The 17,642-nt window shown below is 66.2% G+C and carries 16 protein-coding genes; 5 read left to right on the forward strand and 11 right to left on the reverse strand.

Annotation, left to right across the window (positions count from 1 at the left end):
* Positions 1-124 precede the first annotated feature (124 nt).
* Positions 125-889, forward strand: a complete 765-nt coding sequence (locus ACFQZZ_RS02985; RefSeq protein WP_378673497.1) for a hypothetical protein — start codon at positions 125-127, stop codon at positions 887-889.
* A gap of 105 nt (positions 890-994) precedes the next feature.
* Here ACFQZZ_RS02985 and ACFQZZ_RS02990 read toward each other — a convergent pair whose 3' ends face one another.
* From ACFQZZ_RS02990 to ACFQZZ_RS03025, 8 genes are all read right to left on the reverse strand, one after another.
* Entirely contained in the window at positions 995-1,603 is a 609-nt protein-coding gene (locus ACFQZZ_RS02990) for a ribonuclease H (RefSeq protein WP_378673499.1), read from the reverse strand.
* 10 nt (positions 1,604-1,613) lie between these two features.
* Positions 1,614-2,084, reverse strand: coding sequence for an SRPBCC family protein (locus ACFQZZ_RS02995; protein WP_378673502.1), 471 nt, complete (start codon positions 2,082-2,084; stop codon positions 1,614-1,616).
* 135 nt (positions 2,085-2,219) lie between these two features.
* A complete protein-coding gene (lhgO, locus tag ACFQZZ_RS03000) occupies positions 2,220-3,416 on the reverse strand; it encodes an L-2-hydroxyglutarate oxidase (protein ID WP_378673505.1) in 1,197 nt (398 codons plus the stop codon).
* Positions 3,417-3,466: 50 nt separating this feature from the next.
* A complete protein-coding gene (locus ACFQZZ_RS03005) occupies positions 3,467-4,240 on the reverse strand; it encodes a hypothetical protein (RefSeq protein WP_378673508.1) in 774 nt (257 codons plus the stop codon).
* Positions 4,241-4,595: 355 nt separating this feature from the next.
* Positions 4,596-5,387 (reverse strand): TIGR03084 family metal-binding protein, encoded by a 792-nt coding sequence (locus tag ACFQZZ_RS03010; RefSeq protein ID WP_378673511.1) that lies wholly within the window; start codon positions 5,385-5,387, stop codon positions 4,596-4,598.
* A gap of 144 nt (positions 5,388-5,531) precedes the next feature.
* Positions 5,532-6,887, reverse strand: a complete 1,356-nt coding sequence (locus ACFQZZ_RS03015; protein ID WP_378673514.1) for a hypothetical protein — start codon at positions 6,885-6,887, stop codon at positions 5,532-5,534.
* Positions 6,888-7,117: 230 nt separating this feature from the next.
* The gene (locus ACFQZZ_RS03020) at positions 7,118-8,383 is read right to left on the reverse strand and encodes a cytochrome P450 (RefSeq protein WP_378673515.1); all 1,266 of its coding nucleotides are present in this window, start codon (positions 8,381-8,383) and stop codon (positions 7,118-7,120) included.
* A gap of 526 nt (positions 8,384-8,909) precedes the next feature.
* A complete protein-coding gene (locus ACFQZZ_RS03025; protein WP_378673518.1) occupies positions 8,910-10,376 on the reverse strand; it encodes an MFS transporter in 1,467 nt (488 codons plus the stop codon).
* 201 nt (positions 10,377-10,577) lie between these two features.
* Between ACFQZZ_RS03025 and ACFQZZ_RS03030 the strand changes: the two genes are divergently transcribed.
* The 3 genes from ACFQZZ_RS03030 (at position 10,578) to lon (ending at position 14,444) form a co-directional block, all read left to right on the forward strand.
* Positions 10,578-11,270, forward strand: a complete 693-nt coding sequence (locus ACFQZZ_RS03030) for a crotonase/enoyl-CoA hydratase family protein (protein WP_378673521.1) — start codon at positions 10,578-10,580, stop codon at positions 11,268-11,270.
* Positions 11,267-11,848: a TetR/AcrR family transcriptional regulator gene (locus ACFQZZ_RS03035; protein ID WP_378673523.1), complete on the forward strand. Its 582-nt coding sequence runs from the start codon at positions 11,267-11,269 to the stop codon at positions 11,846-11,848. The genes ACFQZZ_RS03030 and ACFQZZ_RS03035 overlap by 4 nt, the downstream gene beginning before the upstream one ends.
* A 211-nt stretch (positions 11,849-12,059) precedes the next feature.
* Positions 12,060-14,444: an endopeptidase La gene (gene lon / locus ACFQZZ_RS03040; RefSeq protein ID WP_378674048.1), complete on the forward strand. Its 2,385-nt coding sequence runs from the start codon at positions 12,060-12,062 to the stop codon at positions 14,442-14,444.
* Here the strand turns inward: lon and ACFQZZ_RS03045 are convergent.
* The 3 genes from ACFQZZ_RS03045 to ACFQZZ_RS03055 all read right to left on the reverse strand — a co-directional run bounded on the left by ACFQZZ_RS03045 (position 14,434) and on the right by ACFQZZ_RS03055 (position 16,435).
* Positions 14,434-15,291 carry an alpha/beta fold hydrolase gene (locus tag ACFQZZ_RS03045; protein ID WP_378673526.1) on the reverse strand — a complete coding sequence of 286 codons (858 nt, stop codon included), beginning with the start codon at positions 15,289-15,291 and terminating at the stop codon, positions 14,434-14,436. The genes lon and ACFQZZ_RS03045 overlap by 11 nt on opposite strands.
* Before the next feature lie 89 nt (positions 15,292-15,380).
* Positions 15,381-15,830, reverse strand: coding sequence for a PaaI family thioesterase (locus ACFQZZ_RS03050; protein WP_378673528.1), 450 nt, complete (start codon positions 15,828-15,830; stop codon positions 15,381-15,383).
* 44 nt (positions 15,831-15,874) lie between these two features.
* Positions 15,875-16,435, reverse strand: coding sequence for a TetR/AcrR family transcriptional regulator (locus tag ACFQZZ_RS03055; protein WP_378673530.1), 561 nt, complete (start codon positions 16,433-16,435; stop codon positions 15,875-15,877).
* A gap of 88 nt (positions 16,436-16,523) precedes the next feature.
* Between ACFQZZ_RS03055 and ACFQZZ_RS03060 the strand changes: the two genes are divergently transcribed.
* Positions 16,524-17,594 (forward strand): DNA polymerase IV, encoded by a 1,071-nt coding sequence (locus ACFQZZ_RS03060; protein ID WP_378673533.1) that lies wholly within the window; start codon positions 16,524-16,526, stop codon positions 17,592-17,594.
* Positions 17,595-17,642: the final 48 nt, after the last annotated feature.

The raw sequence follows: 17,642 nt of genomic DNA on the forward strand, positions 1-17,642 counted from the left end.
GCTTCGGCGGTGGTTTCGCCGGCCGGGAATACTCGCCCGCAGAGTGCGAACGGTTCGCCGCTTGCGGGCTGACAAGGCAAAATCGGCGCGCCTGAGCGCGCTGGGAAAGTGCAGGATTGTATCGATGTCCAACGATGATGCTGGAACCGACAACCCCGAATCGAAGAAGGACACGGGGGTCGAGGACTCTACTGCCGCAGACGCTGCCGCCGAGGACAGCCCTGTAGCCGACGACAAGACGGTCGAGCTCGGGAAGTCCGATGCCGCGGCGGACCGAGATGCCGCCGCCGAGGCCAAGTCGGCCGATAAGAAGACGGCCGACAATAAGACGGCGAAGGACAAGCCGGTCGCCGCGGCCGCCAAGGGTGGCTTCGGACTCGTCCCGGTCGTCGCCGCCTTCGTGGCAGGCATCCTGCTGGTGGCCGCGGTGACCGCGGTCGTCGTGTTCTACCTGCAGGCCGGCGACCGCGGCGACAAGCTGGATGCGCAAGCCGACGCGACCAAGGCCGCCTGCGAATACGGCCGCCTCATCTCCACCTACGACCCGGAGACCATCGACGACTACCTGAAGAAGGTGGACGCAGCCTCGACCGGTGAGTGGAAGGAAACCTTCGGCAAGCTCGGCCAGGACCTCAAGGGCGTGGTCGTCGACGCCAAGGCCAAGTCGTCCACCTACGACATGCAGTGCGGCTACCAGTCCGGTGACAAGGACAAGGCCACCGTGCTCGTGGTGATCGGCCAGACCACCACCAACGTCAATATCGCCGCGGCGGGCAAGCCGCCGAGCCGGGTCGAGCTCGTGGTGGTGGCCGGCCTGGAGAAGGACGGCGACAAGTGGCTGGTCAACAAGTTCGACCTGCCGATCCTCAAGCAGCTCGGCAACAACTGAGCTCGGCACGACAACTGAAATAGCCGAAGCGCCTCCGGCGGTGGGCCGAGCCACCACCGCCGGAGGTCTTTCGGGCGGTCCTGCGCTCCGTTCGCGCCGACGGACTCAGAACAGGGTCAATGTCTGAGGCGCCGCCGGTGCGACCGGCTTCCCCGCGGCCCGCGGCCCGGGAGTCTTTTCTTTTTCGGGTACGACTGTCTCTGCGGCGACCGTCATTTCGATCACGGTCGGCAGTTCGGGCACCGTCGGCAGTTCCGCGGCGGCGACTTCGCTGCCAGCGGCCAGTACTGCGGCCTGCCTGGCCGCCTCGCCCGCCAGTTTGTCGGCCTGCTCGTTGAAGTAGTTGCCGACATGCCCACGGACCCAGCGGAACCGAACCGGTCCCGGCCGGGTGGCGATGGCCCGGTCGATCTGCTTGATGAGCTCGACATTCTTCACCGCAGCGCCGGTGGAGGTGCGCCAGCCGTTGATCCGCCAGCCCGAGATCCACTCCGAGGCACATTTGATCGCGTAGAGCGAATCGCTTTCGATGAACAGGGGTTCTTCCCCGGGATGCGCGAGAATCGCCTCCAGCACCGCGCGTAGCTCAGCGACCTGATTGGTTCCGGATGCGGCTCCCCCACTGCGTGCGGCGCCCTGATGATTGACCCACGCCCAGCCGATGGCGCCACCGGGGTTGCGGAGGCAGGATCCGTCGGTGCTCACGATGATCATGGCTGGCACCCTACGCAATCCGACCGACAAGATCGGTACCGTGGAATTCCTCTATCTCCCTTCGCAACTGAGACTCGGTGCGGCGCAGCGCCGATTTCACGGCGGAGTCGACCAATCCGAGGCACAGGCGGCCGAGGAGGCCGCTCGGTGGAGCGTACTCCGCCTCGGACGTCAGTACCGACCGTCCGTAGCCGAGTGGATCGAACCTCAATGTCAGCGTTCCCGACAAACGTCCGCGCAGCGTGTAGCCGATCACCACGTTGCGCCGGTATTCGGTGATCTCGCAGACCACCGTCGGCCGCCACCATGCCAGCCGTGCCGTGGTCGTGTAGACCGCGCCGAGTCCGTGGTCGACCTCGCCCGCCGGTTCGAAGCCGGCGACAGCGAACATCCAGTCCGGCACGAATAGGTGGTTGTCCGTGTAGGTGAAAGCGACCTCGACAGGCGCTCCGACGTCACTCGCGTACTTGATGTGGCCCATCAGGCCCTCCCTGTTCCACGGCTGTCGCTAAAAGTACTACAGTTCTCCTCTTTATTGGAGGGGTTGCCCAGGATTTGATTTGCCAGATTTCCACATTGCTACCGGGCGGTTGCTTGGTTGCCGAACGGTGCCGAATCAGAGTTGGTCGACCAGATACTCGGCGATCGGCATGGCCGAGGTCGCCGCCGGCGACGGCGCATTGAGCACGTGGATCGACCGCGGCGTGCGCTCGATCATGAAGTCGTGCACCAGGGTGCCGTCGCGCAGCACCGCCTGTGCTCGGATCCCCGCCTCGCGTGGCCGCAGGTCCGCGACCGTCAGTTCGGGACAGTACCGACGGCATTCGGCCAGGTAGCCGCGCTTGAACAGCGAGTTGCGCAATTCGCGTGCGCCGGTGCGCAGATGTGCGCGGGCCACCCGATGGAAGCCGGGGAAGGCGAGCACCTCGCGGGCATCCCGTGCGTCGAGGCTGCCCTTGCGGTAGCCCTCCCTGGCCAGGCCGAGCACCGCGTTGGGGCCGACGGTCAGCTGACCATCGATGGTCGGGCTCAGGTGGACGCCGAGAAACGGCAGGTTCGGATCGGGGATCGGATAGATCAGTGTCCGAACCAGCCCGGCGCGCGCGGGCGGCAATTGGTAGTACTCGCCGCGGAACGGCACGATGCGAAAGTCGGTGCGCAGACCCGCGAGCCTGGCCATCCGATCGGCCTGCAGCCCGGCACATACCACCAGGGTGCGTGCGGTCCAGGAACCCGAAGGGCCCGCGGCCGTCACCGCGTCATCGGTCTCGGTGATCGAGTCGATCTCAGCGCCGAGCACGATCTGCCCGCCCGCCGCCCTGATCTCATCGGCCAATGCGGTGGTGACGCGGGTGTAGTCGACGATGCCGGTGCTCGGCACGAACAAGGCGCCTACTCCCGTCACGTGCGGTTCACGGCGGGTGAGTTCGGCCGCGTCGATCAATTCGACATCCACGCCATTGGTGACCGACCGCTCGTGCAGCGCGAGCATTCGCTCGTACTCGGCGGCGTCGGTGGCCACCAGCAGCTTTCCGCACACCTCGAACGGAATGTCGTGCGCGGCGGCGAAATCCTTCGTCCACTGCGCACCTTGCCTGCACAGTGTGGCCTTCAAGCTGTCCGGCGGATAGTAGATGCCGGAGTGGATGACGCCGCTGTTGTGCCCCGTCTGATGAGTGGCCAGCCCTGCGGCCTTCTCGACGAGCACGAGGCTTGCTCCCGGATGGCGCTCGAGAATCCGATGCGCCGTCGCTACACCGACAATCCCGCCACCAACTACGCAGAAGTCTGTCCCGCCCGGTGAGTTACCCATGTGCATACGAAATCAGTTGGCGCCATATGCCGCCAGCCGGGTGCCCGGCGTCAGACGTCGATGGTGCTCGGCGCGGTCTTCATGCTGGGGCGCGGTGCCGCGTCCATCGGCGTCACGCGGGTTTCGGGTACCGCTGTGTCGGGTGTTGTACCGGTGACAGCGGGCACGGACTCCTGCGGAACCGTGTGCACCGACTCCTGCGGTGCGCCCTTCGGAGTGGGTGCGGCGTACCGGTTCAGCAGCAATGCGTGCCGGCCGAGGGCTGGGTCGGAAAACGTCACAGTGACCTGGCCGTGGGTGTCGAGTTCGGTGCGCACCTGGGTGGTTGCCGACGGGTCGATATCGACGCCGAGTCGTTCCCGCACCGGTGCGGACAGCAGGAAATCCGACAGCACGGTCAACGCGTTGGTGTCGACGGTGAACGCGATGGTGTCGGCGCGGACCGGAGCCAACTGCGCACCGACATAGGTGGTGCCGAGCCGGAGCTTTCCGGCCAGCCCGGCCGCTGTGCCGACGACCGGATCAGCATGCGGTTCAGCGATATTCGACGATGTGGCGGTGTCGGGGAGGGTACGCACGAATATCGCGGGGAGATCGCGGGTGCCGCCGGTCAGCACGGCCTGGGAGATGGCAGGGCCGTCGGCGGCGGCGAAGTCTCGAATGGTCGCGGTAGGTGGTGCCGAGAGTTCGCTGCCCGCCCGGTGTGTGTCGGCCATCTGGTTCACGATGTACGCCCCGGAGACGGCGGTGAGGCTGAGACTGGCAGCGCCCGCGAGCACGATAGCGGCATGCCGAACGATCTGGGCGGGCTTGTGTGCAGTCACGATGCTTTTCCTTCCCTCCGCCCCTCATCCCCTTGCAGCGCGACCCGCATCGTTGAAAGCCGTACGCTTGTCCAGGTTACGGTGTTGCCCGTGGGGCCGCCGCATCGGTGAGAGCAGCATCACAAAGCCGTGCGAAGAGCGTCGTCAGCGCCGCAATCGGTCCAAATTTTTCGCATCGTCCATGTTTCCGCCAGCTGACGGGCGGGTAAACCCAGATAGCTGGCGAGCGTCATTCTCGACTGCCACATCGAGACACCCCGGCCAACGGCGTCCGGCCGTCGACACGTACGGCGCACCCAAGTGTGGCGCTCGCCCGCTCCCGAACTTCGGAACGGGTGGTCGGGATACCAGCGGGTCAGGCGAACTGGCCCGCTGCTCGACCCTCTCCGGTGTTTCCCGCAAAGGTCTGCGCGATCGTCAGCCATTCCGCGGCGTCCGCGCCGATCGTCTCCAGTGCCAGGTCGTCGCGATGGCGGCGCTGTGTCGCAAGTAAGCAGAAGTCCAGTGCGGGTCCACTGATGCGCTGTGTCGCGTCGGCGGGTCCCCACGACCAGAGGCTGCCGTCCGGCGCGGTGAGTTCCACCAGGAATTCCTCGTCCGGTGCGGTCTTGCCGTGCACCGAGTAGGCGAAGTTTCTGGTCCGCACGCCGAGGTGGGCAACGGTACGCAGCCGGGCGGTCGGGGTCCTGGTGACGCCGAGGGCGTCGGCCACATCCTGCCCGTGTGCCCAGGTCTCCATGATCCTGGCGCTGATCATGGATGCCGCGCTCATCGGTGGGCCGAACCAGGTGAGCTTGGTGCCCTTCGGCACCGCGCGCAGGGCGTCGGCGAGGGCGGCGCGTCCCCGGCGCCAGCGGTCGAGCAGTTCCGGCGCCGGCGTGGTGGCCGCCGCCTCGGCGGCCTCGTCGACGAAGGTCAGCGCCTTCGGTGCGGCCTCGGCCAGCAACTGCGCGAAGCCGGCCGGGTCGGTGGTGGCGAGGATGGCTACTTCGTCGGTCCAGGCCAGATGGCCGATCTGATGGGAGATATTCCAGCCTGTCGCGGGCGTCGGCGTGGCCCAGACTTCCGGCGCAAGCGGCGCGACCAGGTATTCCAGATCCGCGCATTCCGCGGCGAAGTCACCGAGTAGCGCGTCGAGGTCAGCCATCTGTTTCCTTGCCGGTCGCGGGCACACCGCTCTGTGCGCCATCGTGCTTCAGCATCGCAGCGGGTCCAGAAAAATGCAAGCAGGCCTGCTTGTATTTTGGGTGAGAACCGTGCCCGAGGTGTGGTTGACCGCGAAAACCGGTGACTACCAACCGAAGAGGAGCAAGTGGGTGGCGCCCACGACAAGACCGAGAAGGGCACCGTGCAGGTAGAGCAGCCAGGCGTCCTGTTCGACCGAGGCGTAGAACATCTCCATGAACTCACCAGGTGTGAGGGTCTGGAGCTTGCGCGCGGCGAATTCGTCGATCTTCTCGGCCTGCTCGAGGGTGAACTCCTCGTCCTCCACCAGGCTCGGCGCCAAGCCGACCGCGGCGCCTGCCGCGCCGACCTTGAGGTTGTCGAACTGGCGGCGTCCGAAGGCCGCACGCACCAACGAGGTGGTCGGGCCGAGCTGGCGATGGATCTCGTCGGCGATCAACCGCTCGAGCAGCTGGCGGGTCTTGTCGCCGTTGGGGCCCTCTAGCAGTTCCTTCGACAGGTTCGGCAGGGTCAGCACCTGGTAGGCCAGTATGTGTGCGAGGTCGACTGCCGCCTGCGGCTGCCGCTTGGCCAGCAGCGCCTGCCGCCACAGGTACTTGTAGCGCGGTTGCGGATCACCCGGCTCGAACACCATCTTGACCGCGATGACATTGACGATGACACCGATCGCCGCGCCTGCCAGCAGCACGATTACCCAGCCCGGCACCCAGCCGAGTACCGGAATGTGTTCGTGCGCATGCAGATACAGTGCGAGTAGCAGGCCGAACGGCGCGCCGAGCAGGCCGACGCGGACCATGAACTTCAGCTCGGGTGCGGCGATAGTGGTGGTGAGGTCCTTCAGGATGGTCGGGTTGTCCTGCAGGTACCGGATGACGAAACTCTTGATATCGATGAGCTGATCGACATTGTCGCCAAGCGATTCGAACGCACGCCTGCACAGCGCGGGTAGTTCGCGATCCACCCGTTGATAGACGAGCTGCTTCATCGCGCGTGGCATGGTCCGCCAGAGATCCGGGTTCTCCCGGTTCATCAGCTCGTCGACCAGCGGCTGCACCTGTTTGCTCGCGAGTACTGCGATGTAATCGGCGATTCCGTCCAAATCCAGTTCGTGGATGAAGTCCTTCGGGCTGCCGATCCGCATCAACGCCTTATCGACACAGATACTGGCCATTTTTTCCGCGCGTGCCGGAATGAATCCCTGGAATCCGAGCCTGCGGCCGTCTCCGGAGAATGTCGGCAGCACCTGGACCCGGCGCGGGAAATACGGATACAGCACGTGCAAGCCGGGGATTCGGACACCGCGGAAAGTGACGGGCCAGAACAACATCAGGACGCCGGTCCAGTTCGTCAGCCAGCCCGCCAATGCACTGAAGATGGGGAAAGTAATCAGATCGACGGTGAACTTGGACTGCCCTGTCAGATCTTCCCAGTCGATGAATACACCGGAGGCGATCACTGACATCGCGGGGTCCCCCTAGTGCTGACCGGGTAGTGACATATGAAGGCCCCCACATTCTCACCGGCTCCGCCGAGGTGTCAACGCGGGTCCGGTCCGGCCTGGGCTCGTCATGAGCGATGTCGGCAAAGGCGGACGGTCGCCGGTAGTGCAGAAGACTGTGCTCGAAGTCGTCTGCACTTACCGGCGCGAACGCGCACGTCCTTACAGCCGATGAACGCCGCGCACGACCGTCGTCAGACCATCAACGGTTGCCTCGCATCGTCGCCGATCGGCATCGCCGTCGAATCGGTGTGCGGCACAAGGCGGACCGGGAGCGCGGCGAGCCCGCGGATCAGCAGGCTCTTGCGCCATATCAGCTCGCCGACCTCCGCGTTCAGCGACATTGCCGGAATCCTGGCCAAGAGCCGAGTGAGCGCGATGGTGGCCTCCATCCGCGCGAGGGTCGCGCCGAGGCAGTAGTGGATGCCGTGCCCCAAGGCCACATGCCTGTTGTCGCCGCGATCGGCGTCGATCCGGTCTGGTTCGGCGAACCGCTCCGGGTCGCGGTTGGCGGCCGCGAGGGAGATCATGACAAATTCGCCGGCGGCGATGTCCTGGTTGCCCAACGTGATCGGCGCGGTGGTGTAGCGGGCGGTGGCCAAGTGCACCGGACCCTGGCACCGCAGGATCTCCTCGATGTAGGCGGGTATCCCGCTTGGGTCCGCACGCAGTCGCTCGGCCGCTGCCGGATCACGCAGCAGCTCGAGCACAGCGTTGCCGATCAGGTTGACGGTGGTCTCGTGTCCGGCCGCCAGCAAGAGGAACAGCATGGAAATGAGTTCCTGCTGGTCGAGTCGGTCATCGTCGTCCTTCGCGATGATGAGCTCCGAAAGCAGGTCGTCGCGGGGATTGTCGGTGCGTGCGGAGATCAATTCCGTCAGATAGGTGAAGAAGCTCACGCCGGCGCTGGTGCGCTCCTCGATGGGGGCCGAGTCGTTGACAACGATCGCGGTCCAGGAACGAAATGCGTCCTTGTCGTCGTCCGGCACCCCGAGTAGCTCGCAGATCACCGCGATCGGCAAGGGGAACGCGTAGCTGTCCAGCAGGTCGACGGTTTCCCGGGAACTCATGTCGTCGAGCAGGGTGTCGGCGATCGCGGTGATCCGCGGCCCGAGATCCCGAACGGCGCGGCTGGCGAACGCCTTCGCAACGAGTCTGCGCAGCCGGGTGTGCTGTGGCGGATCGGAGAACAGCATGTTGTTGTTGATGGCACCGTTGAACATGTCGGCCGCGCCGTTCTTGGCCAGGACGGCCTGGCCCTCGGGTGACCCGACGTTCTTGCTGATGTTCGGCTCGACGAAGGCTTGCTTCGCCACGTCGTAATCGACGATCAGCCAGCCGAGCACCCCCTCCAATCGGACGCGGTGAATGGGACCGCGCTCACGCAGCGTCCGGTAGACCGCGTGCGGGTCCTGGTAGAAGTCGCCGGTCAAGTCGAGAATCTCGTTTGCGGCCGTCATGCGCGACCGGCCATCGATACGGCGTTGGCCGAGGCCGAGCGTGAATCCAGGTAGTGCACTTGCCCACAGTCCTTTCGACGTTCGAACGGTTTGACTTGCGTCCGATGCAGTCTCGAGGAGCGGCAGCAGCGGTGGCCGGCCGTGGTGATGTTGGGATCATGACCGCCGCGGGGCTTTACTCGACGAGCAATCCATCAGGTCTGCATCGGTGGAAGGTCGAGCGGTTTCGAGCGGTATGAACCAGGAAAAGCCCCGTGACCGGACTGGGCGTGGTTGCCGACGCCTGAATGTCCGCGCGCCCGAGGCACTCCGCGCGATTGTTACACAGGTACCTCGTTCGGTGGATCAATTCGCCCTGAGGAACGTCGGGAACAGGACGGCGAGTGCGACCAGCACCATCGACGCCGTGTTCCCGGCATCGCCAACTCCCAAGGGCTAGCCGCACCGAATTCCGCAGTGGCTCAGGCAAAGCAACGCAACCCCGGACTCGTCGAGAGTCCGGGGTTGCGTCGTCGTGAGCGGCGGCTCAGTGCTGCTGGTTCGCTTGCTTCGGCAGACCGAAGACCACCGCGAAGGACACCGCGGTGAGCGCGATCGCCACGCCGGTGATCGTCTGCGCCGCGGACAACGCCGCGCCCTCACCATCGCCGATGGCGAACCGGCCGAAGAAGATCGAGCCGATTCCGGCCACACCGAGCGCCGCCGCGCCCTGCTGGAAGGACTCGAGCAGACCCGAGGCCGAGCCGACCTCGTGATCCTCCAGATCGCCGACGATGATGCCGAACAGCGGGACGAAGATCAGCCCCATGCCGAGTCCGTAGACCAGCAACGCCGGTGTGAATGCCAGTGGCGCAGGAGCTTCGGTGCTACCGAACTGGAAGAACAGCGCCACCAGGCCGACGGTCATGCCGAGCAGTCCCAGGTGCAACACCTTGCGGCCGAGCTTGGGAGCGAGGGCGGCGCTCGCGCCGGAGCCGAGGAACGCGCCGAGCGCCCACGGTGCCATGGTCAGGCTGGCCTTCAGCGGGCTGAAACCGAGGCCGAGCTGCAAGAACATTCCGATCGCCAGCGAGAAGCCGGTGATGCCGCCGAAGAAGACCATCACGAACCCGATGCCGGAGGTGTAGGACCGCTTGGCGAAAACGCTCATTTCGATGAGTGCGGTACGCCCGGTGCGCGACCTGCGGACCTGATCGAGCGCGAAGAGTCCGAGCACCGGAACCGAGGCGATCAGCATAGCCAGCGACCACCACGGCCAGCCGAGCTCGCGGCCCTCGACGAGCGGGTACAGCAGCAGGCTCATCCCGGCGCCCGCGATGAGCGCGCCGCGCAGGTCCAACGTCATGCCCTCGATCGGCGATCCCGACGGCAGGATCCAGATTCCCAGTGCGAGCGCGACGGCGCCGAGCGGCAGGTTCATCAGGAAGATCGACCGCCAGCCCGTTCCGAACAGATCGGCATCGACGAGCAGCCCGGCCACGATCGGCCCCGCGATGGTCGCCACCCCGATGAGCGGGCCGAAAGCCGCGTAGGCCTTGCCGAGTTCGCGACCGAACAGATCGCGGATGAGCCCGAAGCATTGCGGCACCATGATCGCCGCGAACAGTCCCTGTGCCACCCGGCCGATCAGCAGTGTCTCGATCGATCCGGCCACGCCGCACAGCAGTGACGTGACAAGGAAGCCGATCAACCCGACGATCATCACTCGCTTGCGTCCGAACATGTCGCCGAGCCGTCCGCCGGTGAGCAGGCCGACTGCCAGCGCCAGGGTGTACCCGGCGGCGAGCCACTGAATGGTGGTGGCCGAGCCGCCGAGTTCGATCCGGATCGAGGGTGCCGCGACGTTGACGATGGTGGCGTCGAGCAGGTTGAGCAGGGTGGCGGCGAGGATCGCGATGAGTCCGAGCCAGCGGCGGGGGTAGTGCTCTTCGGCCTCCGATTCGACTGCGGCACTGCGGGTTTCGACTGGCGGATGTTCGATGACGGCGGTCACGGGTGCCTCCTGAGCGAGCCCGTTCCTATCGGAACGGAATGTTTGGTTCCGTTCTATTTAAACAGAATGATTCGTTCCGTTCAAGTCTCGAATGTGCCGTCGGCGTCGGAGGTCCACGCGACCGAGTCTTCGGCCTTCCATTCCGACTGCGATCGTCCTAGAGTTGCTCTCTAGAGAGTCACTCTAATTATGGAGGCAGTCGTGGCCGATCTCGTGGATTACCGATTCGACAAGGGAATCGCGACGTTGACGATGGACGACGGCAAGGTCAACGTGATGTCCGAGTCGATGCTCTCCGAGCTGAGGTCCGCGTTCGACCGAGCCGAGGCCGACGCCGCGGTGGTCGTGCTCGCCGGTCGGCCCGGCGTGTTCTCGGCGGGCTACGACCTGGCCATGTTCAAGGGCGATCCCGAGGCGATCGTCCGGACCCTGCGTGCCGGCGGTGATCTGGTGCACCGCATCCTCGGCTTCCCCCATCCGGTTGTGGTCGCCTGCACCGGACATGCGATCGCCCAGGGCGCGTTCCTGATGCTCGCCGCCGATCTGCGGATCGGGATCGACGGCGGCTTCAAATTCGGCCTCAACGAGGTGGCGATCGGGCTGACGATTCCGCACTACGGCGTCGAGGTGGCCCGTCACAAGCTGACTGCACCCGGTTTCGATCGCGCCACCCTCACCGGCGCGCTGTACGGCCCGCAGGAAGCGGTACGACTCGGCTTCCTGGACGACCTGGTGTCCGACCCGGTCGAGTTGACGACGCGAGCGCAGTCGGAGGCGACCCGGTTGACCGACCTCGTGATGGCCGCCCACCAGGGCACCAAGCAACGAGTCCGTGCCGCCGTGCTCGCCGCCGTACGTTCTGGCATCGACACCGAATTCCCCACCGCCACATGAACACTCGCGACCGGATTCGCGCCGAAGCAGCGCGCCAACTGCTCGACAACGGCTATTCCCGCTTCACCATCACCTCGGTCCGGGCAGCACTCGGCCTGTCCAGCGGCAGCATGTTCCATGCCTTCCCTTCCAAGCCGGCGCTCGCCGCCGCCGTCTACGTCGACGGCATGCTCGACTACCAGCGCACCGCGGTCGCGGCACTGGACTCGGCGACCGATCCGACGGCGGCACTGCTGGCCATGCTCGATGCGCACCTCAGCTGGGTCCAGCAGCACCGCGAGTTGGCGCGCTTCCTGTTCGCCACCCTCCCCGAAGAGGTGGCATGCGAGGCCAAGCCCGCACTGACCGACCCGAATCGAGAATTCTTCGCGGCACTCACCCGTCGCTTCGAGCAACTCGGCCTGCCAACCTCCGTCGGCTACCCACTCGCCCACGCGATCTGGATCGGACCGGCCCAGGAGTACTGCAGGCAGTGGGTGCGTGGCGCCGTCGAAGCGCCGCCCTCGGCACTGGCGCCGGTGTTGCGGCAGGCGGCTGTCGCCGCACTGCACGCGGTCGTCGCGACCCCTCACCCCTGACCCGATTCCGCCTGGCGCCCGGCGACTCCGGGCCGGTCCCCTGGCCGCAGTCGCCGGGTTCGCCATGAGCGAACGTCGGGAGCGGACTGGAACAAACGTGGAACCGCCGGGGTTGACTGGGCATCGCTCAACTTTTGGAAGGGTCGAACACGTGACTACACCACAGAACCTGCCGGTGCTGTTCCTGACCGATCCGATCGTGCTGCCGGGCATGGTCGTGCCCATCGAACTGGACGAATCGGCGCAGGCCGCCATCGACGCCGCGCGGGCGGCGAAGACCGAAGCGGTGCTGCTCGCGCCGCGACTGACCGAGGGCTACGCCTCTTACGGTGTTGTCGCCACTATCGAACAGGTCGGGCGGATGCGCGGCGGCGCGCCGGCGGCGGTGCTGAAGGCCGAGCGACGCGCGAAGATCGGCCACGGGGTGACGGGGCCGGGCGCCGCACTGTGGGTCGAGGCCGAGCCGGTTGATACGCCCGCTGCCGACGGGCGCACCAAAGAGCTTGCCGCCGAGTACAAGAAGCTGGTTGTCTCGGTGCTACAGCGCCGCGAGGCATGGCAGATCATCGACGCGGTCAATCAGCTGACCGATCCATCGGCGATCGCCGACACCGCGGGCTATGCGCCCTACCTCACCAACGACCAGAAGCGTGAACTGCTCGAAACCCCGGACGCCGCCAAGCGTTTGACCACGCTGATCGAGTGGACCAAGGCGCATATCGCCGAGGCCGAGGTCACCGAGAAAATCAGCGACGACGTGCGCGAGGGCCTGGAGAAGAGCCAACGCGAGTTCCTGCTTCGCCAGCAGCTCAATGCCATCCGCAAGGAGCTCGGTGAGGACGAGCCCGACGGTGCCGACGACTACCGGACCCGGGTCGAGCAGGCCGACTTGCCCGACGACATCCGCGCGGAAGCGTTGCGTGAGGTCGGCAGGTTGGAGCGGGCCAGCGATCAGAGCCCGGAAACCGGCTGGATCCGCACCTGGCTCGACACCGTGCTCGAACTGCCGTGGACGGTGAAAACCACCGACAGCACCGATGTTTCGGCCGCTCGCGCGGTATTGGACGCCGATCACCACGGTCTGGACGAGGTGAAGGACCGCATGGTCGAGTACCTGGCCGTGCGTTCGCGGCGGGCCTCGCGTGGTCTGGAAGTCGTCGGTGGGCGTGGCTCCGGCGCGGTGCTCGCGCTGGTCGGTCCGCCCGGTGTCGGCAAGACGTCGCTGGGTGAGTCCGTTGCCCGTGCCATGGGCCGCAAGTTTGTTCGCGTCGCCCTCGGCGGCGTGCGCGACGAGGCCGAGATCCGTGGTCACCGACGCACCTACGTCGGCGCGCTGCCCGGTCGGATCGTCCGTGCGATGAAAGAGGCGGGATCGATGAATCCCGTTGTCCTGCTGGATGAGATCGACAAGGTCGGCTCCGACTTCCGCGGCGATCCGGCGGCCGCCTTGCTCGAGGTGCTCGATCCGGCGCAGAACCACACCTTCCGCGACCACTACCTGGATCTGGATCTGGATCTGTCGGACGTGCTGTTCATCGCGACGGCCAACGTCATGGAGACCATCCCCGGGCCGCTGCTGGACCGGATGGAGCTGATCACCGTCGACGGCTACACCGAGGACGACAAGGTCGACATCGCGCGCGACTTCCTGGTGCCGCGGCAGCTGGAACGCAACGCACTGACCACCGACGAGGTGACCATCACCGATGCGGCACTGCGTGAGATCGCCGCGAACTACACCAGGGAAGCCGGTGTGCGGCAGCTGGAACGGCTGATCGCCAAGGCGTTGCGCAAGGCGGCGACTCGGCTGTCCGAGGTCGGAACCGGCTCGGCCGCAGGCGAATCGGTGGTGACCGATTTGGGTTACGGTGCTGAACTCGGCTACGACGAACTGGTGAAGTCCGAGGGTGCCGAGTCCGTTCCGGAGGAGGCGCTGAGGATCGACCTGGCCGATCTGAAGGACTTCCTCGGTCGTCCGCGATTCACTCCCGACTCGGTGGAACGCACCGCGGTGCCGGGTGTGGCGACCGGACTTGCGGTGACCGGCCTCGGTGGCGACGTCCTCTATATCGAGGCCAATGCCGCGGAGGGTGAGCGGTCGCTGACGCTGACCGGCCAACTCGGCGACGTCATGAAGGAGTCGGCGCAGATCGCCCTCACCTATGTGCGCTCGCACCTGGAGGAGATCGGCATCGAACCGTCGGTGCTGGATCGCAATATCCACGTGCACTTCCCGGCGGGCGCGGTGCCGAAGGACGGTCCTTCCGCGGGCGTCACCATGGTCACCGCCCTGGTGTCGCTGGCGTTGGACAGGCAGGTCCGCGCGGACGTCGGCATGACCGGCGAGGTCACGCTGAACGGCCGAGTGCTGCCGATCGGCGGCGTGAAGCAGAAGCTGCTCGCCGCGCAGCGCGCCGGCTTGAAGACGGTGTTCATCCCGGCCCGCAACGAGCCGGACCTGGACGATGTCCCCGCGGATGTGCTGGCCGCCTTGGATGTTCGTCCCGTCGCCGACGTCGCCGACATCCTGGCCTACGCCATCGAACCGGTCGCCGAACCGGCGCTGGACGGCCGCCCGCTGGCGGCTACCGCCTGATCCGGCCGAATGGGCCGTGCACGCAGAAGTGCACGGCCCGTTTGTATGTGGCATGTTCGGTCTGCCCGGTGAGGAAGGCCGCGACTGCGGGTGCCACGAACTCGGCAGGTGCGGCATGGTTTTGGCCATCCAGCACGCAGAGCTGCGCATGCGGTAGCAACTTTGTCAGACGCATTGCGGTAGTGGCGAAGAACTCCGGGCTGGTGCTGCCGAGCAGTACGAGAGCCGGGATGTCCACACTCCGGACGAGGTCGACAGGAATCGTGCCGCCATCGTTGAAGTTGCCCATGACGGCAAAGTCGTAAGGCATCGTCGGTGCGACGGCCCGCATGCCCGGATCTCGGCCGGAGTCCTGCGCTGCCTCCGCAGGTATGCCGGATGCGATCAAGAAGGTTGTGACGGCCGTGTCGTGGTCGCCTCGGGCGACCGCTGTCCATACGTTCCGTGCCAACTTCCGCGCGCTCGCTCGGCTGGCTGCGTCGTTACCGCCGTAGGGTGGCTCGTGTAGCACCACGCGAGTGATCGACAATCCGGTAGCCGCGGCCAGCAAGGCAAGCCCAGCGCCGGAGGAGTGTCCGTACACCGCCGCTTCGCCACCCACCGCGTCGATCAGTGCGCCGAGATCCTCGATCTCGCGCCGCACGGCGTAGGGCGCGGTGTCACTACTCTCGCCACGGCCGCGACGGTCGTAGTTGATGACGGTGAACTGTTCGGCCAGCCGGTTTGCGAGGTCCTGGGTCATCGGCCGGGAGCAGAACAACCCGCTCACCAGGACGACCGGCGCACCCTGCCCGAATCGGTCGAACGCGATCCTCGTGCCGTCAGCGGATGCCACGAAGTTTGTCATCTGCATTTCCTTCCGTTGCGAATGCAGACCGACCGGCCGGCCCGAACTAATCGGCGCGAAGGGAGGAACAGCACACCCTGTTTGCTGGTTCAGTTGCCGTTGTTCGGCAGATCCCGTTCCACAGTTCGGGTGGTGCCCTGGGCGAGGGCGCACAGCACCGGTTCGGAATCGTCGCTTTCGGCGAAGATTTCACAATTGACGACGGCCTGGCGGCGGGTCGATCCGCTGACGACCGCCTCGGCGCGCAACCGGCTACCGGCGGCCGGGCGCAGGTAGGTGATGGTGAAGCCGCCGGTCAGCACATTCGCCCCGAGAACGGTTCCGGCCGCGAAGGTCAGTGCGTTGTCGGCCAGATAGGACAGCACGCCGCCGTGCACGAAGCCGAACTGCTGGCCGAGTTCCGGCCGGATCGCGACGACGAGAGTCGCGGCGCCGTCGCCGAATGCGGTGATCTCGGTCCCGACGAGCTGGGCAAACGGCTGGGCGACCAGCACCTGCCTGGCGAGTTCGATGTCGAGGGTGAACGTGTCTGCGGTCATCGGGTGCTCCGTTTTTCGTTTGGCGCGGATATGGTTCCGGTTGCTCAGTGATTCGAGGTTCCGAGCGCCTGCCAGGCGGCCTCGGCGAGTTCGTCGGCGACATCCCTCGGTGCGATGCGCATGTCACCGCCGAGCCATTGCCGTGCGTACTCCTGTGCGGGACCCAGCCACAGCGCGTAGACGAGATCGAGGCTCAGATCGCGTACCGCGCCGTATCCGGCATGGGTCCGCCACCAGCGCGTCACATTCGTCATGAATTCGCGGTTGCTGTCGCTCTCCCGCACGCCCGGCGGCCGGGCGGAGGTGAGAACCTTTGCGCGGTATTGATTTTCGGCGACCCAGCGCAGGTGTTCGCGTACGCCTGCGGTGATTCCCTCCCGTGCGTCGGTGCTCGCGCCGACCACACCCCAGAAGTGCTGCTGGTAGTCGACGAGCGCGTGCGCCCACACCTCTCGGTACAGATCCGCCTTGTCCGGGAAGTGGTGATAGAGGGCGCCGACGCTGGCGCCCGCCGCGTCGCGGATCTGGGTCAGCGTCGTCTCGAGCGTCCCCCGTTCCGCGAACTGCCGCTCGGCCGCCAACAGCAACCGATCTCGAATCTTCATATACAGAATTTAGTTCTGTTTTCGGAGCCGCGCAATGGTCTGGGCGGAATACCGGCTGCTTGTCGGTGTCGTGCGGTAAGACGGACATATGGCCAGGTGGCTGTTGCATGTCGATCTCGATCAGTTCCAAGCGGCGGTGGAGTTCCGTCGTCATCCGGAGCTGCGCGGGCTGCCGGTCATCGTCGGCGGCAACGGTGACCCGACCGAACCACGCAAGGTGGTGACCTGCGCGTCGTATCCGGCCCGCGCTTTCGGCGTCCGGGCCGGGATGGCGCTGCGCAGCGCGCAGCGCAAATGCCCCGATGGTGTGTTCCTGCCGTTGGACATGGCCACCTATGAGGAGGCGTCGGACGAGGTGATGTCGCTGCTGCGCACCTTCCCAGGGCGGGTCGAGGTGTGGGGCTGGGACGAGGCATTTCTCGCCGCCGACACCGACGACCCGGAGGGTCTTGCTCGTGAGATCCGCAGCGCCATCGCCGAATTGGACCTCAGCTGTTCCATCGGGATCGGCGACAACAAGCTGACCGCCAAGCTCGCCACCGGGTTCGCCAAGTCCACCGGCAAGTCGTCGGCGGAACCGGCCGAGGGTGCGGGCGCGGCCGCGGGAGTCTTCCGGCTGACCGCGGCGAACTGGACCGAGGTGATGGCGCACCGGCCGACAAATGCCTTGTGGGGCATCGGAAGTCGGATCGCCGCCCGGATGACCGAGTTGGGCATCGAGACGGTCGCCGATCTGATGGCGGCGGACCGGCATCGCCTTGCCGCCGAGTTCGGGCCGAACACCGGCCCGTATCTCTGGGTGCTCGGCCACGGTAAGGGCGACACCGACGTCACCACGGAGCCGCGAGTTCCGGTGGGCCGCAGCAAGTCCGAGACCTTCCCGCACGATCTCACCGACCCCGAGGAAATCCGCGCCCAGGTCGCGCGCTTGGCCACCGAGGTGGCCGAGGAGATGGCCGAGGCGGGTCGCATCAGCATCAGGGTCTCGGTCACCGTCCGCACCAAAACCTTCTACACCCGCAGCAAACAGGAGAAGCTCTCCGAGCCGACCGCCGATATCGCGGGCATTGTGGAAACCGCGCTCCGCATCATCGACCGATTCGATCTCGACCGCCCCATCCGCCTGCTCGGCGTCCGCCTCGAACTCGTCCCGGAATGATCGACCCGCCACGAGTCCCGATCGACCGTGACTTCTCCCCGGGCGCGT

It is taken from the genome of Nocardia sp. GCM10030253, from assembly GCF_042675075.1.
Classification (GTDB): Bacteria; Actinomycetota; Actinomycetes; order Mycobacteriales; family Mycobacteriaceae; genus Nocardia.

Coding starts and splice junctions, on each gene's coding strand:
- ACFQZZ_RS02990 (WP_378673499.1), bottom strand. CDS start 1,603: ATGATCATCGTGAGCACCGACGGATCCTGCCTCCGCAACCCCGGTGGC.
- ACFQZZ_RS03045 (WP_378673526.1), bottom strand. CDS start 15,291: ATGACAAACTTCGTGGCATCCGCTGACGGCACGAGGATCGCGTTCGAC.
- ACFQZZ_RS03020 (WP_378673515.1), bottom strand. CDS start 8,383: ATGACGGCCGCAAACGAGATTCTCGACTTGACCGGCGACTTCTACCAG.
- lhgO (WP_378673505.1), bottom strand. CDS start 3,416: ATGGGTAACTCACCGGGCGGGACAGACTTCTGCGTAGTTGGTGGCGGG.
- ACFQZZ_RS02985 (WP_378673497.1), top strand. CDS start 125: ATGTCCAACGATGATGCTGGAACCGACAACCCCGAATCGAAGAAGGAC.
- ACFQZZ_RS03050 (WP_378673528.1), bottom strand. CDS start 15,830: ATGACCGCAGACACGTTCACCCTCGACATCGAACTCGCCAGGCAGGTG.
- ACFQZZ_RS03015 (WP_378673514.1), bottom strand. CDS start 6,887: ATGTCAGTGATCGCCTCCGGTGTATTCATCGACTGGGAAGATCTGACA.
- ACFQZZ_RS03060 (WP_378673533.1), top strand. CDS start 16,524: ATGGCCAGGTGGCTGTTGCATGTCGATCTCGATCAGTTCCAAGCGGCG.
- ACFQZZ_RS03055 (WP_378673530.1), bottom strand. CDS start 16,435: ATGAAGATTCGAGATCGGTTGCTGTTGGCGGCCGAGCGGCAGTTCGCG.
- ACFQZZ_RS02995 (WP_378673502.1), bottom strand. CDS start 2,084: ATGGGCCACATCAAGTACGCGAGTGACGTCGGAGCGCCTGTCGAGGTC.
- ACFQZZ_RS03010 (WP_378673511.1), bottom strand. CDS start 5,387: ATGGCTGACCTCGACGCGCTACTCGGTGACTTCGCCGCGGAATGCGCG.
- lon (WP_378674048.1), top strand. CDS start 12,060: ATGGTCGTGCCCATCGAACTGGACGAATCGGCGCAGGCCGCCATCGAC.
- ACFQZZ_RS03035 (WP_378673523.1), top strand. CDS start 11,267: ATGAACACTCGCGACCGGATTCGCGCCGAAGCAGCGCGCCAACTGCTC.